Origin of the sequence: Hasllibacter halocynthiae, from assembly GCF_003003095.1 — a bacterium.
Lineage (GTDB): Bacteria > Pseudomonadota > Alphaproteobacteria > Rhodobacterales > Rhodobacteraceae > Hasllibacter > Hasllibacter halocynthiae.
The window spans coordinates 104,731-127,058 of the sequence record NZ_PVTT01000002.1 but is presented as its reverse complement, the minus strand read 5'-3'; the positions used below and the strand labels follow the sequence as shown (position 1 = coordinate 127,058).

Annotated in this window: 27 protein-coding genes; 18 read left to right on the top strand and 9 right to left on the bottom strand. The window is 71.8% G+C overall.

The features are described from left to right. Nucleotides 1-94 precede the first annotated feature (94 nt). A complete protein-coding gene (gene mdh, locus BCF33_RS07580) occupies nucleotides 95-1,057 on the bottom strand; it encodes a malate dehydrogenase (RefSeq protein WP_106160367.1) in 963 nt (320 codons plus the stop codon). A gap of 99 nt (nucleotides 1,058-1,156) precedes the next feature. Further along, nucleotides 1,157-1,510: a hypothetical protein gene (locus BCF33_RS14035; protein ID WP_106160366.1), complete on the bottom strand. Its 354-nt coding sequence runs from the start codon at nucleotides 1,508-1,510 to the stop codon at nucleotides 1,157-1,159. Between the two features lie 282 nt (nucleotides 1,511-1,792). Between BCF33_RS14035 and BCF33_RS07570 the strand changes: the two genes are divergently transcribed. From BCF33_RS07570 to BCF33_RS07510, 13 genes are all read left to right on the top strand, one after another. Further along, entirely contained in the window at nucleotides 1,793-2,620 is an 828-nt protein-coding gene (locus BCF33_RS07570) for an HpcH/HpaI aldolase/citrate lyase family protein (protein ID WP_106161455.1), read from the top strand. A 9-nt stretch (nucleotides 2,621-2,629) separates the two neighbouring features. Next, the gene (locus tag BCF33_RS07565) at nucleotides 2,630-3,190 is read left to right on the top strand and encodes an NnrU family protein (RefSeq protein WP_106160365.1); all 561 of its coding nucleotides are present in this window, start codon (nucleotides 2,630-2,632) and stop codon (nucleotides 3,188-3,190) included. Between the two features lie 156 nt (nucleotides 3,191-3,346). Beyond that, nucleotides 3,347-3,739, top strand: a complete 393-nt coding sequence (sdhC, locus tag BCF33_RS07560; RefSeq protein WP_106160364.1) for a succinate dehydrogenase, cytochrome b556 subunit — start codon at nucleotides 3,347-3,349, stop codon at nucleotides 3,737-3,739. A 12-nt stretch (nucleotides 3,740-3,751) separates the two neighbouring features. Further along, nucleotides 3,752-4,156 carry a succinate dehydrogenase, hydrophobic membrane anchor protein gene (locus tag BCF33_RS07555; RefSeq protein ID WP_106160363.1) on the top strand — a complete coding sequence of 135 codons (405 nt, stop codon included), beginning with the start codon at nucleotides 3,752-3,754 and terminating at the stop codon, nucleotides 4,154-4,156. Between the two features lie 13 nt (nucleotides 4,157-4,169). Then, nucleotides 4,170-4,610, top strand: a complete 441-nt coding sequence (locus tag BCF33_RS07550; protein WP_146132799.1) for a hypothetical protein — start codon at nucleotides 4,170-4,172, stop codon at nucleotides 4,608-4,610. Further along, nucleotides 4,607-6,412 (top strand): succinate dehydrogenase flavoprotein subunit, encoded by a 1,806-nt coding sequence (gene sdhA / locus BCF33_RS07545; RefSeq protein ID WP_106160361.1) that lies wholly within the window; start codon nucleotides 4,607-4,609, stop codon nucleotides 6,410-6,412. The genes BCF33_RS07550 and sdhA overlap by 4 nt, the downstream gene beginning before the upstream one ends. A gap of 9 nt (nucleotides 6,413-6,421) precedes the next feature. Beyond that, a complete protein-coding gene (locus BCF33_RS07540; RefSeq protein WP_146132798.1) occupies nucleotides 6,422-7,165 on the top strand; it encodes a glycosyltransferase family 32 protein in 744 nt (247 codons plus the stop codon). A 354-nt stretch (nucleotides 7,166-7,519) separates the two neighbouring features. Beyond that, entirely contained in the window at nucleotides 7,520-7,798 is a 279-nt protein-coding gene (locus BCF33_RS07535; RefSeq protein ID WP_106160359.1) for a hypothetical protein, read from the top strand. Between the two features lie 31 nt (nucleotides 7,799-7,829). Further along, nucleotides 7,830-8,618, top strand: coding sequence for a sulfotransferase family protein (locus BCF33_RS07530; RefSeq protein ID WP_146132797.1), 789 nt, complete (start codon nucleotides 7,830-7,832; stop codon nucleotides 8,616-8,618). A gap of 143 nt (nucleotides 8,619-8,761) precedes the next feature. After that, on the top strand, nucleotides 8,762-9,541 hold the full coding sequence (locus tag BCF33_RS07525; protein WP_106160357.1) for a succinate dehydrogenase iron-sulfur subunit: 780 nt from the start codon (nucleotides 8,762-8,764) through the stop codon (nucleotides 9,539-9,541). A 245-nt stretch (nucleotides 9,542-9,786) separates the two neighbouring features. After that, entirely contained in the window at nucleotides 9,787-10,404 is a 618-nt protein-coding gene (locus BCF33_RS14230; RefSeq protein WP_211292367.1) for a bactofilin family protein, read from the top strand. 37 nt (nucleotides 10,405-10,441) lie between these two features. Continuing rightward, nucleotides 10,442-11,302 (top strand): urea carboxylase-associated family protein, encoded by an 861-nt coding sequence (locus tag BCF33_RS07515; RefSeq protein WP_106160356.1) that lies wholly within the window; start codon nucleotides 10,442-10,444, stop codon nucleotides 11,300-11,302. A gap of 31 nt (nucleotides 11,303-11,333) precedes the next feature. Continuing rightward, the gene (locus BCF33_RS07510; protein WP_106160355.1) at nucleotides 11,334-11,744 is read left to right on the top strand and encodes a hypothetical protein; all 411 of its coding nucleotides are present in this window, start codon (nucleotides 11,334-11,336) and stop codon (nucleotides 11,742-11,744) included. Here BCF33_RS07510 and deoD read toward each other — a convergent pair. Next, on the bottom strand, nucleotides 11,741-12,445 hold the full coding sequence (deoD, locus tag BCF33_RS07505; protein WP_106160354.1) for a purine-nucleoside phosphorylase: 705 nt from the start codon (nucleotides 12,443-12,445) through the stop codon (nucleotides 11,741-11,743). The genes BCF33_RS07510 and deoD overlap by 4 nt on opposite strands. Then, the gene (locus tag BCF33_RS14030; RefSeq protein ID WP_158259376.1) at nucleotides 12,442-12,789 is read right to left on the bottom strand and encodes an H-NS histone family protein; all 348 of its coding nucleotides are present in this window, start codon (nucleotides 12,787-12,789) and stop codon (nucleotides 12,442-12,444) included. Before BCF33_RS14030 ends, deoD begins: the two co-directional genes overlap by 4 nt. Nucleotides 12,790-13,003: 214 nt before the next feature. Between BCF33_RS14030 and BCF33_RS07495 the strand changes: the two genes are divergently transcribed. From BCF33_RS07495 to BCF33_RS07475, 5 genes are all read left to right on the top strand, one after another. Next, nucleotides 13,004-14,356, top strand: coding sequence for a 1-acyl-sn-glycerol-3-phosphate acyltransferase (locus BCF33_RS07495; RefSeq protein WP_106160352.1), 1,353 nt, complete (start codon nucleotides 13,004-13,006; stop codon nucleotides 14,354-14,356). 289 nt (nucleotides 14,357-14,645) lie between these two features. Then, nucleotides 14,646-14,873, top strand: coding sequence for a hypothetical protein (locus tag BCF33_RS07490; RefSeq protein WP_106160351.1), 228 nt, complete (start codon nucleotides 14,646-14,648; stop codon nucleotides 14,871-14,873). Continuing rightward, a complete protein-coding gene (locus BCF33_RS07485; protein ID WP_106160350.1) occupies nucleotides 14,815-15,531 on the top strand; it encodes a helix-turn-helix transcriptional regulator in 717 nt (238 codons plus the stop codon). Before BCF33_RS07490 ends, BCF33_RS07485 begins: the two co-directional genes overlap by 59 nt. Nucleotides 15,532-15,714: 183 nt before the next feature. Beyond that, nucleotides 15,715-16,344 carry an acyl-homoserine-lactone synthase gene (locus tag BCF33_RS07480; RefSeq protein ID WP_106160349.1) on the top strand — a complete coding sequence of 210 codons (630 nt, stop codon included), beginning with the start codon at nucleotides 15,715-15,717 and terminating at the stop codon, nucleotides 16,342-16,344. A 63-nt stretch (nucleotides 16,345-16,407) separates the two neighbouring features. Then, nucleotides 16,408-17,937: an ATP-dependent DNA helicase gene (locus BCF33_RS07475; protein ID WP_245883771.1), complete on the top strand. Its 1,530-nt coding sequence runs from the start codon at nucleotides 16,408-16,410 to the stop codon at nucleotides 17,935-17,937. On the opposite strand, the gene pcaD is transcribed toward BCF33_RS07475, so the two are convergent. Genes pcaD through fabA form a run of 5 tightly spaced genes read right to left on the bottom strand, consistent with a single transcriptional unit; the run spans nucleotide 17,934 to nucleotide 22,278 of the window. Continuing rightward, complete coding sequence (gene pcaD, locus BCF33_RS07470) at nucleotides 17,934-18,719, bottom strand: 3-oxoadipate enol-lactonase (RefSeq protein ID WP_106160348.1); 786 nt, start codon at nucleotides 18,717-18,719, stop codon at nucleotides 17,934-17,936. The genes BCF33_RS07475 and pcaD overlap by 4 nt on opposite strands. After that, the gene (locus BCF33_RS07465) at nucleotides 18,716-19,711 is read right to left on the bottom strand and encodes a threonine ammonia-lyase (RefSeq protein ID WP_245883770.1); all 996 of its coding nucleotides are present in this window, start codon (nucleotides 19,709-19,711) and stop codon (nucleotides 18,716-18,718) included. The genes pcaD and BCF33_RS07465 overlap by 4 nt, the downstream gene beginning before the upstream one ends. Next, nucleotides 19,708-20,505 carry an enoyl-ACP reductase FabI gene (locus BCF33_RS07460; RefSeq protein WP_106160347.1) on the bottom strand — a complete coding sequence of 266 codons (798 nt, stop codon included), beginning with the start codon at nucleotides 20,503-20,505 and terminating at the stop codon, nucleotides 19,708-19,710. Before BCF33_RS07460 ends, BCF33_RS07465 begins: the two co-directional genes overlap by 4 nt. A 4-nt stretch (nucleotides 20,506-20,509) precedes the next feature. Beyond that, nucleotides 20,510-21,763, bottom strand: a complete 1,254-nt coding sequence (locus tag BCF33_RS07455; RefSeq protein ID WP_106160346.1) for a beta-ketoacyl synthase N-terminal-like domain-containing protein — start codon at nucleotides 21,761-21,763, stop codon at nucleotides 20,510-20,512. Beyond that, the gene (fabA, locus tag BCF33_RS07450; RefSeq protein ID WP_106160345.1) at nucleotides 21,760-22,278 is read right to left on the bottom strand and encodes a bifunctional 3-hydroxydecanoyl-ACP dehydratase/trans-2-decenoyl-ACP isomerase; all 519 of its coding nucleotides are present in this window, start codon (nucleotides 22,276-22,278) and stop codon (nucleotides 21,760-21,762) included. Before fabA ends, BCF33_RS07455 begins: the two co-directional genes overlap by 4 nt. Nucleotides 22,279-22,328: the final 50 nt, after the last annotated feature.

Genomic DNA, 22,328 nt, shown 5'->3' with positions numbered 1-22,328 from the left:
CCGCGGACGGTGCCGCGCCGCCGTCGGGTCCCGCGCCTCCGGGATGGTCGCCGCGGCGCCCCGGCTCGCCCGCCGCGGTCCCCGGCGGCCGGCCTCAGGCCAGCGCGTCGTCGATGCCCTTGCAGGCGTCCACGAGGCCCTTCACCGCCTCGACGGACTTGTCGAACATGGCCTGCTCGTCCCGCGAGAGCTTGATGTCCACGACCCGCTCGATGCCGCCGGCGCCGATCACCGTCGGAACGCCCACGTACATCCCCTTCAGCCCCAGCGCGCCGTCCACCCAGGCCGCGCAGGGCAGCACGCGCTTCTGGTCCTTCAGGTAGGCCTCCGCCATCTCGATGCCGCTCGTCGCGGGGGCGTAGAAGGCGCTGCCGGTCTTCAGCAGGCCGACGATCTCCGCCCCGCCGTCGCGGGTGCGCTGCACGATCCGGTCCAGCTTGTCCTGCGTGGTCCAGCCCATCTCGACGAGGTCGGGCAGCGGGATGCCCGCCACGGTCGAGTAGCGAACGCTCGGCACCATGGTGTCGCCGTGCCCGCCGAGCACGAACGCCGTCACGTCCCGCATCGAGACGCCGAACTCCTCCGCGAGGAAGTGCCGGAAGCGCGCGGAATCGAGGATGCCCGCCATGCCGCACACCCGCTCGGCCGGCAGGCCGGAATACCGCTGCAGCGCCCACACCATCGCGTCGAGCGGGTTGGTGATGCAGATGACGAAGGCGTCGGGGGCGTTCCTCGCGATCCCCTCCCCCACCGACTTCATGACCTTCAGGTTGATCCCCAGAAGGTCGTCGCGGCTCATGCCGGGCTTGCGGGGCACGCCGGCGGTCACGATGCACACGTCGGCGCCCGCGATGTCGGCGTAGTCGTTCGCGCCCTTCAGGGCGACGTCGAACCCCTCCACGGGGCCGGACTCGGCGATGTCCAGCGCCTTGCCCTGCGGCACCCCTTCGGCGATGTCGAAGAGGACGACGTCCCCCAGCTCCTTGATGGCGGCGAGATGGGCGAGCGTGCCGCCGATCTGTCCCGCGCCGATCAGCGCGATCTTGGGTCTGGCCATGTCCGGTTTTCCCCTGAGCATGTCGGTGTGGCTTTCGGTTCGGTCCGCGGGCCTAGCCCCGGCGCGGGGCCGGGGCAAGGCGCGCGCCCGGCGCCCGCGTCAGGCCGGCACGCCCGGCGGGGGAGGGGCCTCGCGCAGGTCCTCCCAGCCGTGGCCGGCGGCGATGACGCAGGTCCGGCCCGAGGGCTCGGTCGCGATCACCGTCCAGCCGCCCCCCTCGGAGGCGAAGACCTCGACCACCCGGCCCGACCCGTGCATCCCGATGCCGCGCCGGGTCTCGCCGCGCCGCTCCGCCAGAAGGGCCAGCACCTCCGGGCGGCGCCCGCATGCCGCCGCCGCGCCTGGCCGGGCCTCCGCCGGCCTGGCTCCGCCGCCGCCTTCCCGCGCCTCGGCCGGTCCCCACCATGGCGGCCCCAGCAAAGCCGCCAGCATGCAACCCAAGATGACCCGCATGACCCCGCACCCCCCTTGCTGCCGGCATCCTCGGCCGACGCGAGAAGGATGCCGCAGGATCCTTGCGGGCCCGTTAACGCACCGCGCTCTCCTCCCCGCGCGCTCGCGCACGGGGCCGCGGCCCTGTCTCCGAAGGGGTCTCCGAAGGGGCGGCGGCGGACGGCACGGGCGATTCGCGCCCCCGGGGGCAGAGGCGTGAACGCGCCGCGCGCCGCGCAACGCCGGCTTCGGGCGCGGTTCGGCCTTGCGCCCGCCCGCGCCGGCCCGCAGGCATCGGGCGGCATGACCGATCCCGCCCCGCGCCCCGTCAGGTCCGCGCTCTTCGTGCCGGCCTCCAGCCCCCGGGCCCTCGCCAAGGCGCCCGGCGCCGGGGCGGACGCCGTGATCTACGACCTCGAGGACGCCGTCGCGCCCGCCGCGAAGCCCGCGGCCCGCGACGCCCTGGCCGGCGCGCTTGCGACGCCCGGCCCTGCGCTGCGGATCGTCCGCGTCAACGGCCTCGGCACCCCCTGGCACGAGGACGACCTGCAGGCAGTCCGGGCGCTCGCCCCAGACGGCGTGCTGATTCCGAAGGCCGAGGGCCCCGCCGCCGTCGCGAAGGCGCGCGACGGCACCGGCCTTCCCGTCTGGGCCATGATAGAGACGCCGTCCGGCGTCCTTCGGGCCCCCGCCATCGCCGCCGCCGAGGGCCTCGCCGGCCTCGTCGCCGGGACCAACGACCTCGCCGCCGAGCTGCGCGCCGAGGGGCGCCCGGCCATGGCCCTCGCCCTCCAGGGCATCGTCCTGGCCGCCCGCGCGGCCGGGGTCGTCGCGCTCGACGGGGTGTGCGGGGCCTTCCGGGACGCGGACGCCCTCCGGGCCGAATGCGCGGAGGGCCGCCGCCTCGGCTTCGACGGCAAGACCCTGATCCACCCCGTGCAGGTCGCCGCCGCGAACGCCGCCTTCGGCCCCTCGGACGAGGAGGTCGCCCTGGCCCGCCGCCGCATAGAGGCCTTCGAGGCCATGCTGGCGCAGGGCGCGGGCGTCGCGGTCCTCGACGGCCGCATCGTCGAGAACCTCCACGTCCGCGCCGCCCGGCGGATCCTCGCCATCGCCGGGGCGGCGGGGTAGAGGCGGCGGATGGGCTATCTCCTCCTCGTCTCCGGCGTCGCGCTCTGGTCCGGCGCCCATCTCTGGAAGCGCCTCGCGCCCGCCTCCCGCGCGCGGCTCGGCGATCCCGGCAAGGGCCTCGTCGCCCTCGCGCTCGTCCTCTCGCTCGTGCTGATGGTCTATGGCTACCGCTGGGCCGCATGGGTCCCGCTCTGGTACCCGCCGCTCTGGCTGACGCATCTGAACAACCTGCTGACGCTGCTCGCCGTCTGGCTCTTCGTGGCCTCGAACGCCGGGGGGCGGATCGGCACCCGGATGCGGCACCCGCAGCTCACGGCGGTGAAGATCTGGGCGGTGGCGCATCTGCTGGTGAACGGAGACCTCGCGGCGGTGGTCCTCTTCGGGGGGCTCCTCGCCTGGGCCGTGGCGGAGGTGATCCTCATCAACCGCCGCGCGGCATGGTCGCCCTCCGCCCCCGGTCCGCTCTGGCGGGACGCGGCCGCCTTCGCCGCGGCGCTCGCGCTGTGGCTCCTGATCGCATGGGTGCACGTATGGCTGGGCGTCTGGCCGTTCGGCGGAACGCCCGGCTGAAGATCCGCAGTCCGGCCCCGCCGCGTGATCACATGACGACCCGGCGTGATCGCCCTCGTGCCCCGCACGGGCCGCGCCGAACGCCCGCGACGCCACGCCCCCCGTGACAACGGCGCCCGTATGCGTCATCCGGGCGCCGGCAGAGAAGGACGCGACATGGCCGACGTGAACCGGGGGGCGCGGCCCCTCAGCCCGCACATCATGATCTACAAGCCGCAGATCACCTCGATCTCGTCGATCTTCATCCGGATCACGGGGCAGGCGCTGATCGTGGCCACGCTCATGATCGTCTGGTGGTTCGTCGCCCTCGCCACGGGGCCGGAGGCCTTCGCGATCGCGACCTGGTGGCTGACCATGCCGCTCGGGGACCTCGTCCTCGGCCTCTCCGTGTGGGCGTTGTGGTACCACCTGCTGGGCGGGCTGCGGCACCTCTACTGGGACGCCGGCGGCTCGATGGAGATCGAGTGGGCCGAGCGCCTCGGCTGGGCCTGCTTCATCGGCGCCACGGTGCTGACGCTGCTGACCTGGCTCGTGTTCCTGTTCGTCTGACGGAGGCCGCCCATGTACCTCACCGACCGCAAGCGCGCCGCGGGCCTCGGGGCCGCGAAGTCCGGCACCTCCGACGTCTGGAACATGCAGATCACGTCCTGGGCGCTTCTGGTCCTGGTGCCCGTCTTCGTCTTCACCTTCGGCCCCGTCCTCGGCGAGGGCTACGTCGAGGCGCTGGCCTACTACCGCAACCCCGTCACGGCGACGATCGCGGCGGCCACCATCCTCGTGACGATGCTGCACTTCCGGCAGGGCTTCCAGACGCTGATCGACGACTACGTGCGCGGCGAGACCCGGAAGATGACGCTGATCGCGGCCTCCTTCGTCCTCTACGGGCTGGGGCTGCTGGCGCTGATCTCCATCGTTCGGGTGGCGCTCTCGCCGGTGCCGGCGCTGGTCCCGGCCGTGGTGCTCTGATCCCTTGGACCTCGTGACCGACCACCTCGCGGTCGAGCTGGCCGCCCCGCCCCCCATGGGCGGCGCCGCCTGGGTCGCCGCCCTGGGCGAGCCGGACGCCCTGCGCAACCGCGCCGTCCTCCACGTCATGGCCGAGGAGGGGGGCACTTGGGCCCTCGACGCCCGCTGCGAGGGGGATCACTGGCGCTACTGGGCGCCGCACCCCTACGCCGTCGCCCCCGCCACGGCCGCGCTGGGATACGTGCCCGGCGCGGACCGCTCGCCCGAGCTGCCGGCCCTCGCCGCCTGCCTCGGCGCCGATCCCGCCGCCCTGGGCGAGGCGCTGACCGCCCCCGACGGCGGCGCGTCCCTCGGCGCCCTTCTCGGCGCGCCTGTCCATCCCGGGATGCGTCCCGGCGCCGCGCTGCCCGAGGGCGCGCTCGACCTTATCTCCGCCCCGGAGGCCGAAGAATGACCCAGAGCTACGAGCTGACCCATCACGAATACGACTGCATCGTCGTCGGCGCAGGCGGATCGGGCCTGCGCGCCACCCTCGGCATGGCCGAGCAGGGGCTGCGCACGGCCTGCATCACGAAGGTCTTCCCGACCCGTTCGCACACGGTCGCGGCGCAGGGCGGCATCGCGGCGAGCCTCGGGAACATGGGGCCCGACAACTGGCAGTGGCACATGTACGACACGGTGAAGGGCTCCGACTGGCTCGGCGACACCGACGCTATGGAATACCTCGCCCGCGAGGCCCCGAAGGCCGTCTACGAGCTGGAGCATTACGGCGTGCCCTTCTCGCGCACCGAGGAAGGCAAGATCTACCAGCGCCCCTTCGGCGGCCACACCACCCAGTTCGGCGAGGGGCCGCCCGTGCAGCGCACCTGCGCCGCCGCCGACCGGACCGGCCACGCGATCCTGCACACCCTCTACGGCCAGTCGCTGAAGCAGCAGGCCGAGTTCTACATCGAGTACTTCGCGACCGACCTCATCATGTCCGAGGACGGGCAGTGCCAGGGCGTGCTCGCCTGGTCGCTGGAGACGGGCGAGATGCACGTCTTCAACGCCAAGATGACCGTCCTGGCCACGGGCGGCTACGGGCGCGCCTATTTCTCCGCCACGAGCGCGCACACCTGCACGGGCGACGGCGGCGGCATGGTCGCGCGCCAGGGCCTGCCCCTCCAGGACATGGAGTTCGTGCAGTTCCACCCCACGGGCATCTACGGCGCGGGCTGCCTCATCACCGAAGGGGCGCGGGGCGAGGGGGGCTACCTCACCAACTCCGAGGGCGAGCGCTTCATGGAGCGCTACGCCCCCACCTACAAGGACCTCGCCTCGCGCGACGTGGTGTCCCGCTGCATGACCCTCGAGATCCGCGAGGGCCGCGGCGTCGGCGCGCAGAAGGACCACATCCACCTCCACCTCAACCACCTGCCGCCCGAGACCCTGGCCGAGCGGCTGCCCGGCATCTCCGAATCGGCGCGCATCTTCGCCGGCGTCGACGTCACGAGGGAGCCGATCCCCGTCCTGCCCACGGTCCACTACAACATGGGCGGCATCCCCACGAACTACTGGGGCGAGGTGCTGAACCCCACCGAGGACGACCCCGACCGCGTGGTCCCGGGTTTGATGGCCGTGGGCGAGGCGGGCTGCGCCAGCGTGCACGGCGCGAACCGCCTGGGGTCCAACTCCCTCATCGACCTGGTGGTGTTCGGCCGGGCCGCCGCGATCCAGGCGGGCAAGGTCGTGGACCCGAACGCCTCGAACCCCAGGCTGAACGAGGCCTCGCTCGACAAGGCCGTCGCCCGCTTCGACGACGTCCGCCACGCCGACGGCGGCACCCCCACCGCCGAGCTGCGGCTGGAGATGCAGAAGAACATGCAGGCCGACGCTGCCGTGTTCCGCACCTCCGAGACGCTGGCGCAGGGTGTCGAGAAGATGACCGAGACGGCCGGGCGCATGTCCGACCTGAAGGTCACGGACCGGACGATGATCTGGAACAGCGACCTGATGGAATCGCTCGAGCTGACGAACCTGATGCCCAACGCCCTGGCCACCGTCGTCTCCGCCGAGGCCCGCAAGGAGAGTCGCGGCGCCCACGCGCACGAGGACTTCCCCGACCGCGACGACGAGGACTGGCGCGTCCACACGCTGGCCCGCGTGAACGGCACGGTCGAGCTCGACTACCGCCCCGTCCACCTCAGCCCCCTCCTCGGCCACAACGAGGGTGGCATCGACCTGGCGAAGATCGCCCCGAAGGCGCGCGTGTACTGAGGGATGGCCGTGGCGTCGGGGATCCCGCGGCGCCTGTCGCATATCTGGATCGGGCCGCATCCCGCGCCCGACGCCTGGATGCGGACCTGGCGGGACCACCACCCGGACTGGGACTACACCCTCTACGACAACGACTACGTCTTCGGGCGCAGGTTCCGGAACCAGAAGCTGCTGGATTACTACTTCAGATACGGCCAGTACGCGGGTGCCGCGGACGTCATCCGCTACGAGTTGCTGCAGGAGAGGGGCGGCTTTCTAGCGGCGGCGGATTCCACGTGCCTTCGCCCCGTGGACGGGCTCTTCCCCGAGCCGCACGCCTACACCGTCTACGAGAACGAGTTCGTGCGCGGGCAGCTCGTCTCCCCCATCCTGGCCTGCGAGCCCGGAAACCCGTTCGTCGAGGCGCTGGTCGCCATGCTAGGCGAGATCGGCGAGGACGAGATTGGCCGCCCGTGGATGACGACCGGGAACCTCTTCGTGACCAAGGCCATCCGCGATCTGAAGCCTGAGATCACGATTTTCCCGTCCCACTACTTCATCCCGGAGCATTTCGACGGCGGACGCTACGAAGGCGACGGCCCGATCTACGCGCGTCAGCATTTCGGAACCACGGTCGACGGATACGAGAAGAACAGACCGGGATTCTTCGCCCGCAGGAAGGAGAAGCGGCTCCGCCGCGAGTACGACGAGCAGCTGAGGCGGCGGCGCGCCGCCGTGCGCGAGCGCATGATCCGTGGACATGACGGACCGTAGGCATCCGCCGAGAGTGCGGGTTCCGGCCCGCCTGCGGCTCCGGTGCGGGGGCAGGTCGTGCTGCACCTCGTGACGGGTGGGTGCCCCGCAACGCACCGACGGTGACGCGGGGGCTTGCGCCTTCATGGCGGCACCGCCCGAAGGTAGTCCCGCAGTTCGCCTTTCGGACGCCGCACCAGGGCGAGGGCCCTCGGTCCCTGCCGTAGCCCGTGTGCCCGGCGCGCCCCGGCAGGCGGGGCCGGGCCCGGCGGACGGTTGCGGAACGCCCGCGCGATGGGATAACGCTCGGCGACGATGGTGGATTCCCGGCCGGCGCCCTTGTCGTGGCGGTGCCGGGCAAGGCTCGAGGTTGATTTGGCTGGACTGCGAACGATCGTCGGCGCGCTCGGGTGCCTGCCTCTCCTCGCCGCGTGCGGCGCCGCGCCGATCGCCGACGCCGCGACGGCCCCGCCCGAGGATACCGTCACCATCGTCCCCATCGTCGAGCCCGCGAGCGCCGCGATCACGGTGCCCGCCTCGCAGGCCCCGGCCCGCGCGCGGCGCGCGGCGGGCGGGCTCGGCGGCGACCCGCTGGGCGACCCGGACTGCAACCCGGACGCCATCCTGCAGGGCGGCGACCTCTACTGCCCCTGACGGCGCGTCCCGAGGCACGGGCGACACCCCGATGAGAGAGGCCGCCACCCCCCGCGTGCTGTGCGTGGGCACGCATCACAAGACCGGCACGGTCTGGATGCGCACCGTGTTCCGTGCCCTGGCGGCGGCGCTGGACGCGCCCGTCCTGCCCCTTCACCGGCCCGCGAAATGGAGCCGCATCCCGAAGGAGGGTCGCGCCGTCGTCCTCAACTGGGCCGGCACCTTCGCGCCGGAGGTGTTCGCCATGCCGGACGCGCGGTTCCTGCACGTCATCCGCGACCCGCGCGACGTCCTCCTGTCGGGCGCGCGCTACCACGAGACGACCGAGATGGGCACGGAGCGGGACCTCGCACGCCCGCGCGCGCGGTTCGGCGGCCTGAGCTACCTCGAGGCGATCCGTGCCCTGCCCACCTTCGAGGAGAAGCTCGCCTTCGAGATGGAGGGGCGCCACGCGGAGGTCCTGCGCGAGATGCTCGCCTGGCCCTACGGGCACCCCAGCGCGGTCGACCTGCGCTACGAGGACCTGATCGTGGACACGCGGGGCGACCTCTTCGTACGGGCGCTGGAGCGCCTGGGCCTCGAAGAGGCCGAGCGCGAGACCGGGCGCCGCGTCTTCGTCGAGAACAGCCTCTTCGGCGGGAAGGCCGCGGACGAGGGCCGGCAGAGGACGCATGTCGCATCCGGGCGGCCCGCGCAGTGGCTCACGAAGCTGCCGCCCGCCACGGCCGCCCTCTACGCCGAGCGGCACACCGCCGACCTGATCGCGCTGGGCTACGAGGACGGCCCCGGCTGGACCGGGCGGCTGGCCTTCGAAGGGTGAGGGCGCGGCCCGTGCCGGATCCTGCGATCCCCGTCGCGGCCCCATGTGATCACAAGCCTCCGACCCGCTTGACCCCCGCGCCCCGGCGCCGCATTCCCAAGGCCGGCCCGCGCGCCTAGATGGGCGGGCAAGGAGGCGCCCCGATGGTCCAGCTCACCCTGCCGAAGAACAGCCGCATCACGACCGGCAAGACCTGGCCGAAGCCGGAGGGGGCGACGAACCTGCGCACCTTCCGCATCTACCGCTGGTCCCAGGAGGAGGGGGGGAACCCCCGGCTCGACACCTATTTCGTCGACATGGACACCTGCGGGCCGATGGTCCTCGACGCCCTCATCAAGATCAAGAACGAGATCGACCCGACCCTGACCTTCCGCCGCTCCTGCCGCGAGGGGATCTGCGGGTCCTGCGCGATGAACATCGGCGGAATCAACACGCTGGCGTGCATCTACGGCATGGACGAGGTGAAGGGCGACGTGACGATCTACCCACTGCCTCACATGCCCGTCGTGCGCGACCTGATCCCGGACCTCACGCATTTCTACGCCCAGCACGCCTCCGTCATGCCTTGGCTGGAGACGAAGACGAACCGCCCGAAGGAGGAGTGGCGGCAATCCATCGAGGATCGGCGCAAGCTCGACGGCCTCTACGAATGCGTGATGTGCGCCTCCTGCTCGACGGCCTGCCCGTCCTACTGGTGGAACGGCGACAAGTATCTCGGCCCGGCGGCGCTGCTGCACGCCTATCGCTGGATCATCGACAGCCGCGACGAGGCGACGGGCGAGCGGCTGGACGACCTCGAGGATCCGTTCAAGCTCTATCGCTGCCACGCGATCATGAATTGCGCCAAGACCTGTCCCAAGGGCTTGAACCCGGCCAAGGCGATCTCGGAGATCAAGCACCTGCTGGTCGAGCGGGCGGTCTGAGCGCGGCCGCCGGCCCGAGGCTCGGCAGCGGTTCGGCCCCCGGCCGCTGACCGCGCGGCCGGAGCATGAACGTCGCGGGGGGCGCGCTCGGCGCGTGCCCCCTTGCCGGTCGTCCTTGATCCACCGGGGACGGCGCGCCCGGTTCCGCATCTGGTGGGTCCCGGGGAACGGACTTCCGGCGGTAGATGGCCGGCGCGGGGCCCTCCGCCCTTTCCAGCGGGACGCCCGCACGCCATATGTCCCCGATGCTCGCGCGATTGATCCAGCGTCTGCCACCCGAGTGGCGCCGCCGCGTGCGCCGGGCCATCGCTTGGGTGCGCCTGAAGGTGCCGGTCGGGCTGCGTCTCCCGCTGGGGATCCTTCTGATCTGCGGTGGCTTCCTGGCGATCCTCCCGGTGTTCGGCCTCTGGATGATCCCGGTGGGGATCGCCGTCGCCTCCCTCGACATCCGCCCGCTCCGTCGGCGGTGGGCCGCCCGCCGGGGCCTCGTCGCGCGTCTCGCCCCTTCGCAAACGTCCCGGGCCGGGCATGATGGACCCGGCGCACCGCAGGAGGACGGCATGCGGGTTCTGGACGGGACGATCGACGGCGACCTGACGGTCGCGGACGCGGTGCGGATCACGGGGTGCGTCGCGGGATCGCTCGTGCTGCGGCCGGGCGCGCGGGTCCATCTCGACGGCACGGTGGGCGGCGACGCGACCGTGGGGCGGGACGCCACCTTGCGGATCGCAGGGCAGGTCGCAGGAACCGTGTCCTGCGAGGCGGGGGGACGTGCCTTCATCTGCGGCATGGCCGGGCGCGCCGACCTCTCCGACCCTCATGTCGTCCTGGACGGCGGCCTCGTGGCGCATCGCGCCGCCTGAGCTTTCGCCCCGTACGGAGGCAGGGCAAGATCGCCCCATGACCGAGCCTGCCCGATCCCGGACGCCACCTCCGCCCGACGCGGCCCTGCGCCGGGCGGCCCCCGCCGTTCCCGTCTATACGGCCGGTACCCTCGCATCGCCCGGGATCGCCGCCTATCGAGCCGCCATCGCCGCCGCGAAGCCCGCCGAAGCCGTCGCCGTCCCGCCCCGGGAAGCGCGCGCCCTGCGCGTGCCGGCGGGGCAGGGGTTCCGCATCACCTGCATCGAAGGCCCGCAAGTCGGCGACCTGAACCTCTTCTCCACGGACTGGTCCGAACAGTTCTGGTCCGGCAAGACCCGCGCGCTGCATGGCACCCATCTGTCGACAGGGGACCGTCTCTGGTCCTCACTGCCGACGCTGCGGCCCATGGCGACGATCGTGGAGGACAGCCTGGACTGGTACGGTTTCGACGAGGACGGCTGCTCGGTGCACGACGTGATCGGCACGCGCTGCGATCCGTACACCGCGAACCTCCTCTCGGGCGGTCAATACCATCACTGCTGCCATTCCAACCTGACCCGCGCGATCATGGCCGAAGGCTTCCACCGCGACATGGCCGAAGGGCTGGTCCATGACGTGCTGAACGTGTTCATGGCCACCGGCTTCGACGCCGAGGGGCGCTACGTCATGAAGGCGAGCCCCGTGCGCCCGGGGGACCACATCGCGTTCCTGGCCGAGATCGACCTGGTCGCCGTGCTCTCGACCTGCCCCGGGGGCGATTGCGGGCAGGGCCACTCCTCCGACGCGGCGGCCTGCCACCCCCTCCTCCTCGAGCGGCTGAAGGGTGCCGCGCCAGCGGGCTGGGCGCCCCCGCCCCGCAACGGATACGACCGCAGCCACGGCCAGATGACGTCATGACGTAGCCCCATTCGGCGAAGAGCGTCGGAACATGGCCTATCTCGTGCGACGCCTCCTCGCCGGCATCCTTCAAGCCGTCTTCCTTTCCGGCGGCGCCCTGGCGGCCGCCTTGGCGACCGCCCAGCACAGACCCGACCTGACGCTGGAGGCAGGGGTGGCCACCGTGCTTCTCGCGGGCCTCATGCTCTGCGGCCAGCTCGTGCCGGGCGCAGGGCCGCCGAGGACGGCGCCCCGCTTCCGCGAGCGACCGGGCGCCGTCACGCCGCGGAAGGTCAGGCGCACCATCCGTACCGCGGAAGGCTGCGTCTGGAAGCCCGTCGGGGGCAGCATGAGTACCCGCCTGATGCGCTATGGCTGCGCACGCTGCGGCAAGACCGGATACGGCCCCATGGGGCGTGCGCCCCTGGCCTGCCTGAGGAACAGCGCGGTGCCCCAACTCTAGCCGAAGGCCGCCTCCAGCGCGATCTCGACCATGTCGCCGAAGGACCGCTCGCGCTCCCCGCTGGGCAGGGCCTCGCCGGTCAGGAGGTGGTCGCTGATCGTCATCACCCCCAACGCGCGGGCTCCGTGGCGCGCCGCCACGGTATAGAGCTCGGCCGCCTCCATCTCGACGGCGAGGACGCCGTGCCGGGTCATCTGCTCGGTGAGATCGGGCCGCTCGTCGTAGAAGACGTCCGAGGAATAGATTCCACCGACATGCGGCGCCATTCCCTTTCCTTCCGCTGCCGCGACCGCCGCACGGAGAAGGCCGAAATCGGCGCAGGGTGCGAAGTTCAGTTCGCGCATGATGCCGCGGGAAGGGGTCGAGATCGTGCTCGCCGTCATCGCGATCACTACGTCGCGGATATTCACCGCCTCCTGCATCGCGCCGGCCGAGCCGATCCGGATCAGCGTCCGGGCGCCGAAATCCCGAATGAGCTCGTTGGCGTAGATGGAAAGCGACGGCATCCCCATGCCGCTGCCGTGGATCGTGACGCGATTCCCCTTCCATTCGCCCGTGAAGCCCAGCATTCCGCGTACCTCGTTCACGAGACGCGGGGCGCGCAGGAACGTCTCGGCCGCCCATCTCGCCCGGAGAGGGTCGCCCGGCATCAGGACGACATCGGCGATGTCGCCCTTCTCGGCCCCGATGTGGACGCTCAAATCGCCAGATCCTCGGGCTTGCCGCCCTTCTCGACATGCTCCTTGAACCAGACGGGCTGACGGCCCTTGCCGGTCCAGGTCCGCTCTGGGTTCTCGGGGTGCCGGAACTTCGGCTCGCCCTTCGCGGCGGTCCCGCCGACGCGCCGCTTCTTCGCGCTTCCGAAGACGGACGAGGGGTCGACCCCTTCGGCACGGGCGCGTTCCTCGAATTCGGCGCGCAGGGCGGCGGCCTTGCGGTCCGCGAATTGCATGATCGCCTTCTCGACCTCTCCAACGGCTTTCTTGCGCTCCTTGAGTTCGGCGCGCAGCTCGTCGAGGTCCATCTTCTCCAGCTTCTTCGTCATTGGAAGTCTCCCTTTTCTCGAATCACAATCCCGCCCATAGCCCCATGAACGCAAATGGGGCAAGAATCGTCTCATCCAAGCGGCTTTACGAAATTCAGCCGGCTCGCCGCGAAAGGGCCGCCGAAAGCGGCCGGGATGCGCGGCGGAGACGCCCGGAGCCCCACGGTCCCGGCCCGTCTGGACGCCGCCCGCGCCGCGGTGTCCTCTCCCGCGCATGGGAACGGTGGAGCTTCCGGTCTGGGCGTTCGCCCTGCTGCTCGGCTTCGCCGCCGTCAGCTTCGCGACGAACTTCCTCTTTCCGTCGGTGCGCTGGTTCTTCCGCCGCCGGGCCGAGCGCATCGTCGCCCGCCTCAACGAGCGTCTCGCCCGTCCGATCCAGCCCTTCAAGCTGGCCCGGCGCCACGACATGATCCAGCGCCTCGCCTACGACCCGGAGGTGGCGCGCGCCGCTGCCGCGCACGCGCGCCGGACGGGCGTGCCGGAGAACGTCGCCCACGAGCAGGCCGTCCGCTACGCGCGCGAGATCGTGCCGGGTTTCTCGGCGACGGCCTACTACACCGTCGCGATGCGCCTCGCCCGCGCGCTGACGCGCTTCCTCTATCGCCTCAGGCCGTCCGACGGCGATCCCCGCGCCCTTGCCGGCGTGCCCCCTGGGGCGACGGTGGTCTTCGTGATGAACCATCGCAGCAACATGGACTACGTGCTGGTCACGCATCTCGTCAGCCGGGCCACGCCGATCTCCTACGCCGTCGGCGAATGGGCGCGGGTCTTCCCGCTTCTGCCGCTGATCCGCGCGCTCGGCGGCTACTTCATCCGGCGCAACCGAACCGGGAACGACCTCTATCGCCGCGTGCTGGCGCGCTACGTCCAGATGGCGACGGCAGGGGGCGTCACGCAGGCGGTGTTTCCCGAAGGGGGGCTGACGCTGGACGGCCGCGTCGGCGAGCCGAAGCTGGGCATCCTCTCGTACATCGCGGCGGGCGAGTACGAGCGCGACGTCTTCTTCGTCCCGGTCGGGCTCAACTACGACCGGGTGCTGGAGGACCGGCTCCTGACCTCGAAGGGCGAGGGCGGGGCACGGCGCTTCCGCGCCTCGGTCTGGGCGGCGCTCGGGTTCACGCTGAGGCATGCGTTCAGGCGGACGCTGGGGCGGACGGACAGGTTCGGGGCGGCGGCGGTCGCCTTCGGCGCGCCCGTGCCCCTCGCGGACGGACCGGGGGACGTGCGGGCACTCGGCCGCGATCTCATGCGCCGTATCGCCGACAACGTGCCGGTCCTTCCGGTGCCGCTTCTCTGCCGCACGCTCGAGGAGGCCGGGGGCGTGCTGCCCGAGGACGAGGTGGAGGCCGCGATGGCTTCCCTGTCCGTCCGCCTGGAACGCGCGGGCGCCGTAACACGGCTTCCACGGCAAGCCGGCGCTGCGGCGGAGGCGGCCTTGTCCATCCTCGTCGGGCGGCGGATCGTCGAACGTCGGGACGGCACCCTGGCGGTGCGCGGGGGGGCCGAGCGCCTCGTCGCCTACTACGCCAACTCGATCGCGCATCACGGCCCCGCCAGCCACTCCTGAGCCTTGGGCATCGCGTGCAGCGTCCCGGACGGCCGCGTGGCCGACATGGCGCGCAGGCCGTTCCGCCCCGGGGGCTTCGCCGATATCCGCCGATCCCCGCGCACGGGCACCGGGTGCGCGAGGGTGAGTCGCACCGTCTCCCGCACCCGCGAAGGATAAGATCGAGTGCATTCAAGGCACTGGCGTCCCACAGGGCCCCACATTCGGGGGATAAGGAACGGGGGGTGATGTATCGGCGAAGGCTCGCCTATCCTGGCGCGAGGTTGCAAAGCGTGACGGGGATGCTTCAATGGCGAACGAATGGATAATAGACGTCCTTTCCGATCTCAGGACGTTCGCTACGAGCAACGGCCTCGACCGTTTGGCCGAGCAGCTCGACGACACGACGCTGATCGCCGCGGCCGAGCTGGTCGCCAACGATCCAGGAGGAAGCTGGTCATGCCGCATCCCGGCCGCCGATGACGGAACGGAACCTGACTCCGGCCCTGGAGGCGATCGGTGCCGTCAGAACGCTTGATTCCCTGAGGGAGCAGATCGTCGGTCTGCGCGACCTTCTGGACGTCGCGCATGTCACCTACCACTCCGTCAACTCGACCGGCCGGCAATACGCGGTCCATACGCACAGCCCCGAATGGCAGGGCCGCTACATGGAGCGTGGCTATTTCAAGATCGACCCGGTCGTCCTGGGAAGCTTCCAGCGGTTCCAGCCAGCCGATTGGAAGAGCTTCGACTGGTCGTCCCGTCCCGCGCGCGAGTTCTTCCGCGACGCCGTCGCGTACGGGGTCGGCAATCAGGGAATGACGGTGCCGATCCGCGGCCCCGGCGGGCAGTTCGCGCTCTTCTCGGTCTCGGCGCAGATGGACGACGAGGAGTGGAGCGCCTGGTGCCGGACGCGGACGGGCGACCTGATCGCCCTCGCCCACACCACCAACGCGGCCGCGCTGCAGATCGAGGGTGCCGCTGCGGCCCCGGCCATGCAGGCGCTCTCCCCGCGCGAGGCCGAGACGCTGCGCCTCCTGGCGCTGGGCTACAGCCGGGCGAAGGCCGCGGAGAGCCTTTCGATCTCCGAGCACACGATCCGCGTCTACATCGAGAGCGCGCGCCTGAAGCTCGGCGCGCAGAACACCATCCACGCCGTCGCCCGGGCGCTCTCGGACGGCCATATCACCGTCTAGTGCGGCGGGATCCCGCCCGGCGCGATCGCTCCGGCCTTGCGTCGGGTCGCGAAGGCCCGGCCCCTCGACGCGATATCAATGGTTAACGCGGCGCCCTTCTCCCCGTATAGAGCCGGGCGCTAACGGTCTGTTAACCATTTACTCCCATCTTCCGGTTGTCACTGGAAAGTGGGGGAAGACGCTATGATCACCTATGTCGACACTTCGAGCCTCGACGGGAACCGCAGGCTCGTCGATTCGATGTTCCGGGACCGCGCCGCGCAGTTCCGCGGCCGCCTCGGCTGGCCCGTCCAGGTGGACGCCGACGGGCGCGAGATCGATCAGTACGATCCGCTCGATCCGGTCTACGTCATATGGGTGAACGAGGACGGCCTCCACGGCGGCTCCATGCGGATCATGCCGACCACCGGCCGCACCATGGCGGCCGAGCACTTCGCCACCATCTGCGGCGGCCCCGTCCGCGACGCGCGCATATGGGAATCGACCCGCTTCGCCATCGCGCCCGGCGCCCCGCGCGGCGTCGCCTCCGCCCTGATGATGGCGGGGCAGGTCTTCGGCATCCGGCGCGGCATGACCGGCTGCCTCGGAGTCTACGACATGCCGATGGAGCGCGTGTACCGCCGCCTCGGCTGCGCACCCGCACCGCTGGGGCGCACGGGAGACGGACGGGGCGCGATCGGCGCGGGCATGTGGTCCGTCTCGATGACCAACGTGGAGGCGCTGTCGCGCCGCTCCGGCATTCCGGCCGATGCCGTCATCGGCTGGCACGACGCCTGCTACGACGACGTGCCGGCGGTGGTACGCGCGGCGTAGCGCACCCGCCCGCGGCGGCGGGTCCCCTTGCGGGACGGTCCCGCCCCCGCGATAGGGTTCCCCGTGACGCTGCCCGACCTCTCGCCCGACCAGTCCGCCGCATGGGACCGCGCCTCCGCCCTCCTCGCGGGGGCCGGCATCGACATGGCCGCCGGGCGGGCCGACCCGGCGGGCGAGGGAAGCGGCGAGGTACTCGCCGTCACCGGCAAGGCGGGCTCGGGCAAGACGCTCCTCCTGGCGGAGCTGGCCAAGGCGATGCAGGCCGCCGGGGTGCGCGTCGTCTCCGGCGACTGGGAGGGGCGGACCCGCGGCCGGCGGACGCTCGCCATCCTCGCGCCGACCAACAAGGCCGCCTTCGTCCTGCGCACCCGCGGCGTGCCGGCGACGACGATCCATCGCATCCTCTACTCCCCCGTCTACGCGCCCGAGTTCGAGGCGCTGGCCGAATGGCTCGCCGGCGACGGCGACCGCCCCGCGGAGACTGAGGCCTTTCCCGAGGACGTGCTAGACCGGATCGCCGCCTTCCACGAGCAGATGGCCTCCGTGCCCGCGGCCCTCGCCGCCGCCGGCCTCAGGGGCAGCGACTTCATCACCGGCTGGAAGCGGCGCGACGACCCGCTCGACATCGGGTTCGTCGACGAATCCTCCATGCTCGACCAGCGCCAGCTCGACGACCTGCGCGAGATCTTCGGCGCGCTGATCCTCTTCGGCGATCCCGCGCAGCTCGCGCCGGTGAAGTCGGAAGGCTCGGCCCGGATGGTGTTCGACCGGCTGCCCGCGCCCGACGTGCTGCACCTCAGCCGCGTCCACCGGCAGGAGGCGGACAGCCCCATCCTCGACCTTGCCCATGCCCTGGGCGACGACGGCCTGACCTTCGAGGGGTTCGAGCGGATGATCGAGGAAGCCGCCGCGCGGGACGACCGCGTCGTGGTCCCCGGCCGGGTGGACGCGGCCCTGATGGCGCGCTCGCCCGTGCTGACCTGGCGCAACGCGACCCGCATCCGCCTGATCCACGCCTTTCGCGCCGCCTACGACGCCCCCGAAGCCGAGCTCCTGCCCGGCGAGCCGCTGATCTGCGACGGGCTGGAGCTGCCGCTGAAGCATCGCAAGAAGCGCCTCGACCTCGAGGCGCGGGGCCTCGTGAAGGGCGCGCAGTGCGTCTATCTCGGTCCCGGCCGCAAGCCCGGCTTCTCGCGCCTCCACGTCATCGGGGCCGAGCAGCCGCAGGTCTCGGCCGCGTCCATCGTGAAGATCGAGAAGCCTGGCGAGGAGGACCCGTTCCTGCCCTTCGCCGCCCGCATGGGCGCGGTGTTCCTCCACGGCGCGGCCTGCACGATCCACAAGGCGCAGGGCAGCCAGTGGGACGAGGTGCAGGTCTTCGGCCCCGACCTCTACGCGGCCGCCCGTTCGGGGCGGTCGGATGCGGGTCAGCCGCTCTGGAAACGCCTCGCCTACGTCGCGGTCACGCGCGCGGCGACGCGGCTGCACTGGGTGACGCGCTACGCCCTCGCCCGGCCGCAGGGGGGGCTCTCCACCGCCGACCTCGAAGCGCCCGTCGCGCCGCTCGAGCTGGAGGAGCCGGCGGAGGGCTAGGCCACGTGCCCCGTCGCGCGCAGGAACCCCGCGAGCGCGGCGGCGAACGCCTCGGGCCGCTCGACGCAAGGCAGGTGGCCGGCGCCGCGGATCAGCTCGAACCGGCTGCCGGGGATAAGGTCGGCCATCTCGCGGACGAGGTCTGGCGGCGTGGCCCGGTCCTCCGTCCCGGCGAGGGCCAGCACGGGCAGCCGCAGGTCCTGCGCGACCGAATGGAGGTCCGTGCCCGCGATGGCGGCGCAGGTGCCCGCATAGCCCTGGGCGAACTGCGTCTCGATCATGCGTCGCCAGGGAGGGACGGCGTCGCCCGCGCGGAAGGCGGGGGCGAACCAGCGCTCCAGGATGGCGGGTGCCATGGCCGCCAGCCCCTCCCGCCGGACCGCGTCGATCCGGTCCTGCCAGAGCCGCCGCGTCCCGATCTTCACCCCGGTCGAGGAGAGGGCCAGCACCCGCACGAGGTCCAGCCGCTTCGCCGCCAGCCCCTGCGCGATCATGCCCCCGACCGACAGCCCGACGAAGGCCACCTCTCGCGCGCCCGCCGCGTCGATCACCGCCTCGGCGTCCGCGACCAGCGTCCCCATCGCGTAGGGGCCCGGCGGCGCCTCGGACAGGCCGTGCCCGCGCTTGTCGTAGCGGATGATCCGCAGGCCCCCCGGCAGATGCGGCAGCACCGGGTCCCACAGGCGCAGGTCCGTCCCAAGCGAGTTCGCGAACACGACCGGCGCGCCGGAAGGGTCGCCGTCCTCGCGCCAGTGAAGGCCCCGGGCGGCGATCCACCTCATGCGATGGCCCGCGCGAAGAGGGCGGGATCGACGTTGCCGCCCGACAGGGTGACGATCACCGTCTCCGGCAGGTCCCCGCGGAAGAGCGCGGCGGCCAGCGCCACCGCGCCCCCGGGCTCGACCACGAGGCGCAGCCGCTCGAAGGCGTGGCGCACGGCGTGCATCGCTTCGCCATCCGTGACGACGAGGCCGGGGCCGGCGAGGCGGGCGAGGATCGGGAAGGTGATAGCGCCCGGCATGGGCGTCAACACCGCGTCGCAAAGGCTGCCCGCCGCCTCCGCGTTCGCCACCCGCACCCCGGCGGCGAGCGAGCGCGCCATGTCGTCGAAGCCATCCGGCTCGGCCGTGCGGACGCGGTGGCGGCCTTCGGTGGCCAGCGCGATCCCGGCCGCGAGGCCCCCGCCGCCGGCGCAGACGACGATCTCGGCCCCCTCGGCCCCGGCCCCGGCCCCGGCCCCGGCCGCCTGCTCGGCGATCTCGAGCCCTGTCGTGCCCTGGCCCGCGATGACGTTCGGGTGGTCGAAGGGCGGGATGAGGACGAGGCCCCGCTCGTCCGCGAGGGCGGCGGCGAGCGCGTCGCGATCCTCGGACGCCCGGTCGTAGGCGACGATCTCGGCGCCGAGGGCTTCTGTGGCGGCGCGCTTCGCGGAAGGCGCGTCCGTGGGCATGACCACCGTGCAGGGCAACCCGTGCGCCGCGGCGGCCCGCGCGACGCCCTGCGCGTGGTTGCCGGAGGACATCGCGAGGATGCCGGGCGGACGCCCCTCCTCGCAGAGCGCCGCGACGGAGTTCCAGCCGCCGCGGGCCTTGAAGCTGCCCGTGACCTGGAGGTTCTCGCATTTCAGCAGGATGCGCCGGCCGGCGAGGGCGTTCAGCCCCTCGTCCTCCAGCATGGGCGTGCGGCGGACATGGCCGCGGATGCGGGCGGCGGCGGTCTCGATGGCGGATCGGCGGCACCCCTCGGGCCCGGCGCGGGGCGAGGGCGGCGTCAATGCCCCGAGAGGTTGTCGAGGACGGGCATTCCCATGACGTGGTAGCCCCCGTCGATCATGATCGTCTCGCCCGTCGTGTGCCGTCCCCAGTCCGAGCAGAGCCAGACCGCCGTGCCCCCGATCGACCCGAGGGACGCGTTTTCGCGCAGGGGCGCGTTGGCTTCCGTGTGCTTGTAGGTCCGGCGCGCGCCGCCGATGGCCGACCCGGCGAGCGTCTTCATCGGCCCGGGCGACAGGGCGTTCACCCGCACCCCCTGCGGGCCCAAATCGTCCGCGAGGTAGATCACCGATGCCTCCAGCGCGGCCTTGGCCACGCCCATCACGTTGTAGTTGGGGGTGACCTTGTGGCTGCCGGCATAGGTCAGCGTCAGCAGCGCGCCCCCGCCCTCCATCATCGGCGCGAAGCGGCGCGCGGTGTCGATGAAGCTCCAGGCGCTGATCTCCATCGTCTTGAGGAAGTTCGCGCGGCTGGTCTCGCGGAAGGCGAAGCCGGAGGACAGCTCGGACTTGTCCGTGTAGGCGATGGCATGGACGACGAAATCGACCCCCGACCAGGACGAGCGGGCGTTCTCCAGCAGGGCGTCCATCGAGGCGGGATCGGTCACGTCCACATCGAAGGCCACCGCGTCCAGCGAATGGGCAAGGGGGGCTGCGCGCTTGCCGAACGTCTCGCCCTGGTAGGTGGTGATCAGCTCCGCACCCTCGGCATGGAGGGCGCGGGCGATGCCGTAGGCGATGGAATGGTCGTTCGCGACGCCCATCACCACGCCGCGCTTGCCGTCCATCAGCCCCATCGTCTCACTCCGCCTTCGAGAGGATCATCGACCCGTTCGTGCCCCCGAAGCCGAACGAGTTGGTCATTACGTGGGCCAACTCGGCCTCCCGCGTCTCGGTGACGATCTCCGAAGGGTCGAGGCCGGGATCGAGGTCGAAGACGTTGATCGAGGGCGCGATGAACCCCTCCCGCATCATCAGGAGGCAGTAGATCGCCTCCTGCGCGCCGGTGGCGCCCTGGGAATGGCCCGTCATCGACTTGGTGGACGAGATCGGCGGGCCGGACCCCCGGTCTTCGGAGCCGGCGCCGAAGACGCGGCGCACGGCCTCGACCTCCGTGACGTCGCCGACGGGGGTGCTGGTGCCGTGGGCGTTGATGTAGTCGATCCCCGGGGTCCCGGCCATGTCCCGGGCGATCCGCATCGCGCGCTCGCCCCCCTCGCCCGAAGGGGCGACCATGTCGGCCCCGTCGGAGGTCGCCGCGAAGCCCGTCACCTCCGCATGGACGGTCGCGCCGCGCGCGCGCGCGCGTTCGAGGTCCTCCAGCACGACCATCGCGCCGCCGCCTGAGATGACGAACCCGTCGCGGCCCGCGTCGAAGGCGCGGCTGGCGGTCTCGGGGGCGTCGTTGTACTTCGAGGACATCGCCCCCATCGCGTCGAAGAGGCAGGAGAGGGTCCAGTCCAGCTCCTCCCCCCCGCCGGCGAGCATGACGTCCTGCTTGCCCATGGCGATCTGTTCGGCGGCCGAGCCGATGTTGTGCAGCGAGGTCGAGCAGGCCGAGGTGATCGAGTAGCTCATGCCGCGGATGCCGAACGCCGTGGCGAGGTTCGCCGAGACGGTCGAGGACATGCATTTCGGCACTGCAAAGGGCCCGATCCGCTTGGGGCTGCCCTTCTGCGTGACGATGTTGTGCGCGGTGAAGAAGGTCGAGGTGGAGGGCCCGCCCGATCCCGCGATGAGGCCCGTGCGCTCGGAGCGGACGTCCGCCTCCCCCAGCCCCGCGTCCTCGATGGCTTGCCGGGCGGCGATGTAGGCATAGGCCGCGCCCGGGCCCATGAAGCGCAGGACGCGCTTGTCGATATGCTCGGCCGGGTCGAGGTCGATCGCCCCGTGGATCCGGCTGCGGAAGCCGTGCTCGGCGTAGCTCTCCGCGCGCACGATGCCGGAGCGGCCCGCGCGCAGGCTCTCCGTGACCGCCTTCGCGTCGTTGCCGATCGAGGACACGATGCCGAGGCCGGTGATCGCGACCCGGCGGCCGTTGGGCGTCAGGCTCATGCGCGAGCCTCCTCGCTGGACAGGCCGACCTTCATGCCCGTGACCTGGGCGACGACCTCGCCGTCGGCCCTCACCGTGCCGTCGGCCACGCCCATCTTCAGGCGCCGGTCGATGACGCGGGTGAAGTCGACCTCGTAGCTGACCAGCTTGCGGTCCGGCCGGACCATGCCCTGCAGCTTCACCTCGCCCGCGCCGAGCGCGAAGCCTTGGCCCTGCCAGCCGCGCCAGCCCAGGTTGAACCCGGTGAGCTGCCAGAGGCCGTCCACCATCAGGCAGCCGGGCATCACCGGGTTGCCCGGGAAGTGGCAGGGGAAGAACCAGAGGTCCGGACGGATGTCGAGCTCGGCGCGGATGTGGCCCTTGCCGTGCGCGCCGCCATCGGCCGAGACATCCGTGATCCGGTCCATCATCAGCATGGGCGGCTCGGGAAGCTGGGCGTTTCCGGGCCCGAACAGCTCCCCCCTGGCGCAGCGGAGGAGGTCCTCCCGATCGAAGGAAGTCTGCCCGTTCGTCATTCTCGGCCCCTGCCTGGCGTTTCCCCGCACCTAGCAGCGGCATCGGGCGA

Coding starts and splice junctions, on each gene's coding strand:
- BCF33_RS07510 (WP_106160355.1), top strand. CDS start 11,334: ATGGCCTATCTCGTGCGACGCCTCCTCGCCGGCATCCTTCAAGCCGTC.
- BCF33_RS07570 (WP_106161455.1), top strand. CDS start 1,793: ATGACCGATCCCGCCCCGCGCCCCGTCAGGTCCGCGCTCTTCGTGCCG.
- BCF33_RS07530 (WP_146132797.1), top strand. CDS start 7,830: ATGAGAGAGGCCGCCACCCCCCGCGTGCTGTGCGTGGGCACGCATCAC.
- BCF33_RS07460 (WP_106160347.1), bottom strand. CDS start 20,505: ATGGGGCTGATGGACGGCAAGCGCGGCGTGGTGATGGGCGTCGCGAAC.
- sdhC (WP_106160364.1), top strand. CDS start 3,347: ATGGCCGACGTGAACCGGGGGGCGCGGCCCCTCAGCCCGCACATCATG.
- BCF33_RS07525 (WP_106160357.1), top strand. CDS start 8,762: ATGGTCCAGCTCACCCTGCCGAAGAACAGCCGCATCACGACCGGCAAG.
- BCF33_RS07480 (WP_106160349.1), top strand. CDS start 15,715: ATGATCACCTATGTCGACACTTCGAGCCTCGACGGGAACCGCAGGCTC.
- BCF33_RS07565 (WP_106160365.1), top strand. CDS start 2,630: ATGGGCTATCTCCTCCTCGTCTCCGGCGTCGCGCTCTGGTCCGGCGCC.
- pcaD (WP_106160348.1), bottom strand. CDS start 18,719: ATGAGGTGGATCGCCGCCCGGGGCCTTCACTGGCGCGAGGACGGCGAC.
- BCF33_RS14035 (WP_106160366.1), bottom strand. CDS start 1,510: ATGCGGGTCATCTTGGGTTGCATGCTGGCGGCTTTGCTGGGGCCGCCA.
- sdhA (WP_106160361.1), top strand. CDS start 4,607: ATGACCCAGAGCTACGAGCTGACCCATCACGAATACGACTGCATCGTC.
- BCF33_RS14030 (WP_158259376.1), bottom strand. CDS start 12,789: ATGACGAAGAAGCTGGAGAAGATGGACCTCGACGAGCTGCGCGCCGAA.
- fabA (WP_106160345.1), bottom strand. CDS start 22,278: ATGACGAACGGGCAGACTTCCTTCGATCGGGAGGACCTCCTCCGCTGC.
- BCF33_RS07485 (WP_106160350.1), top strand. CDS start 14,815: ATGACGGAACGGAACCTGACTCCGGCCCTGGAGGCGATCGGTGCCGTC.
- BCF33_RS07555 (WP_106160363.1), top strand. CDS start 3,752: ATGTACCTCACCGACCGCAAGCGCGCCGCGGGCCTCGGGGCCGCGAAG.
- BCF33_RS07455 (WP_106160346.1), bottom strand. CDS start 21,763: ATGAGCCTGACGCCCAACGGCCGCCGGGTCGCGATCACCGGCCTCGGC.
- BCF33_RS14230 (WP_211292367.1), top strand. CDS start 9,787: ATGCTCGCGCGATTGATCCAGCGTCTGCCACCCGAGTGGCGCCGCCGC.
- mdh (WP_106160367.1), bottom strand. CDS start 1,057: ATGGCCAGACCCAAGATCGCGCTGATCGGCGCGGGACAGATCGGCGGC.
- BCF33_RS07515 (WP_106160356.1), top strand. CDS start 10,442: ATGACCGAGCCTGCCCGATCCCGGACGCCACCTCCGCCCGACGCGGCC.
- BCF33_RS07495 (WP_106160352.1), top strand. CDS start 13,004: ATGGGAACGGTGGAGCTTCCGGTCTGGGCGTTCGCCCTGCTGCTCGGC.
- BCF33_RS07490 (WP_106160351.1), top strand. CDS start 14,646: ATGGCGAACGAATGGATAATAGACGTCCTTTCCGATCTCAGGACGTTC.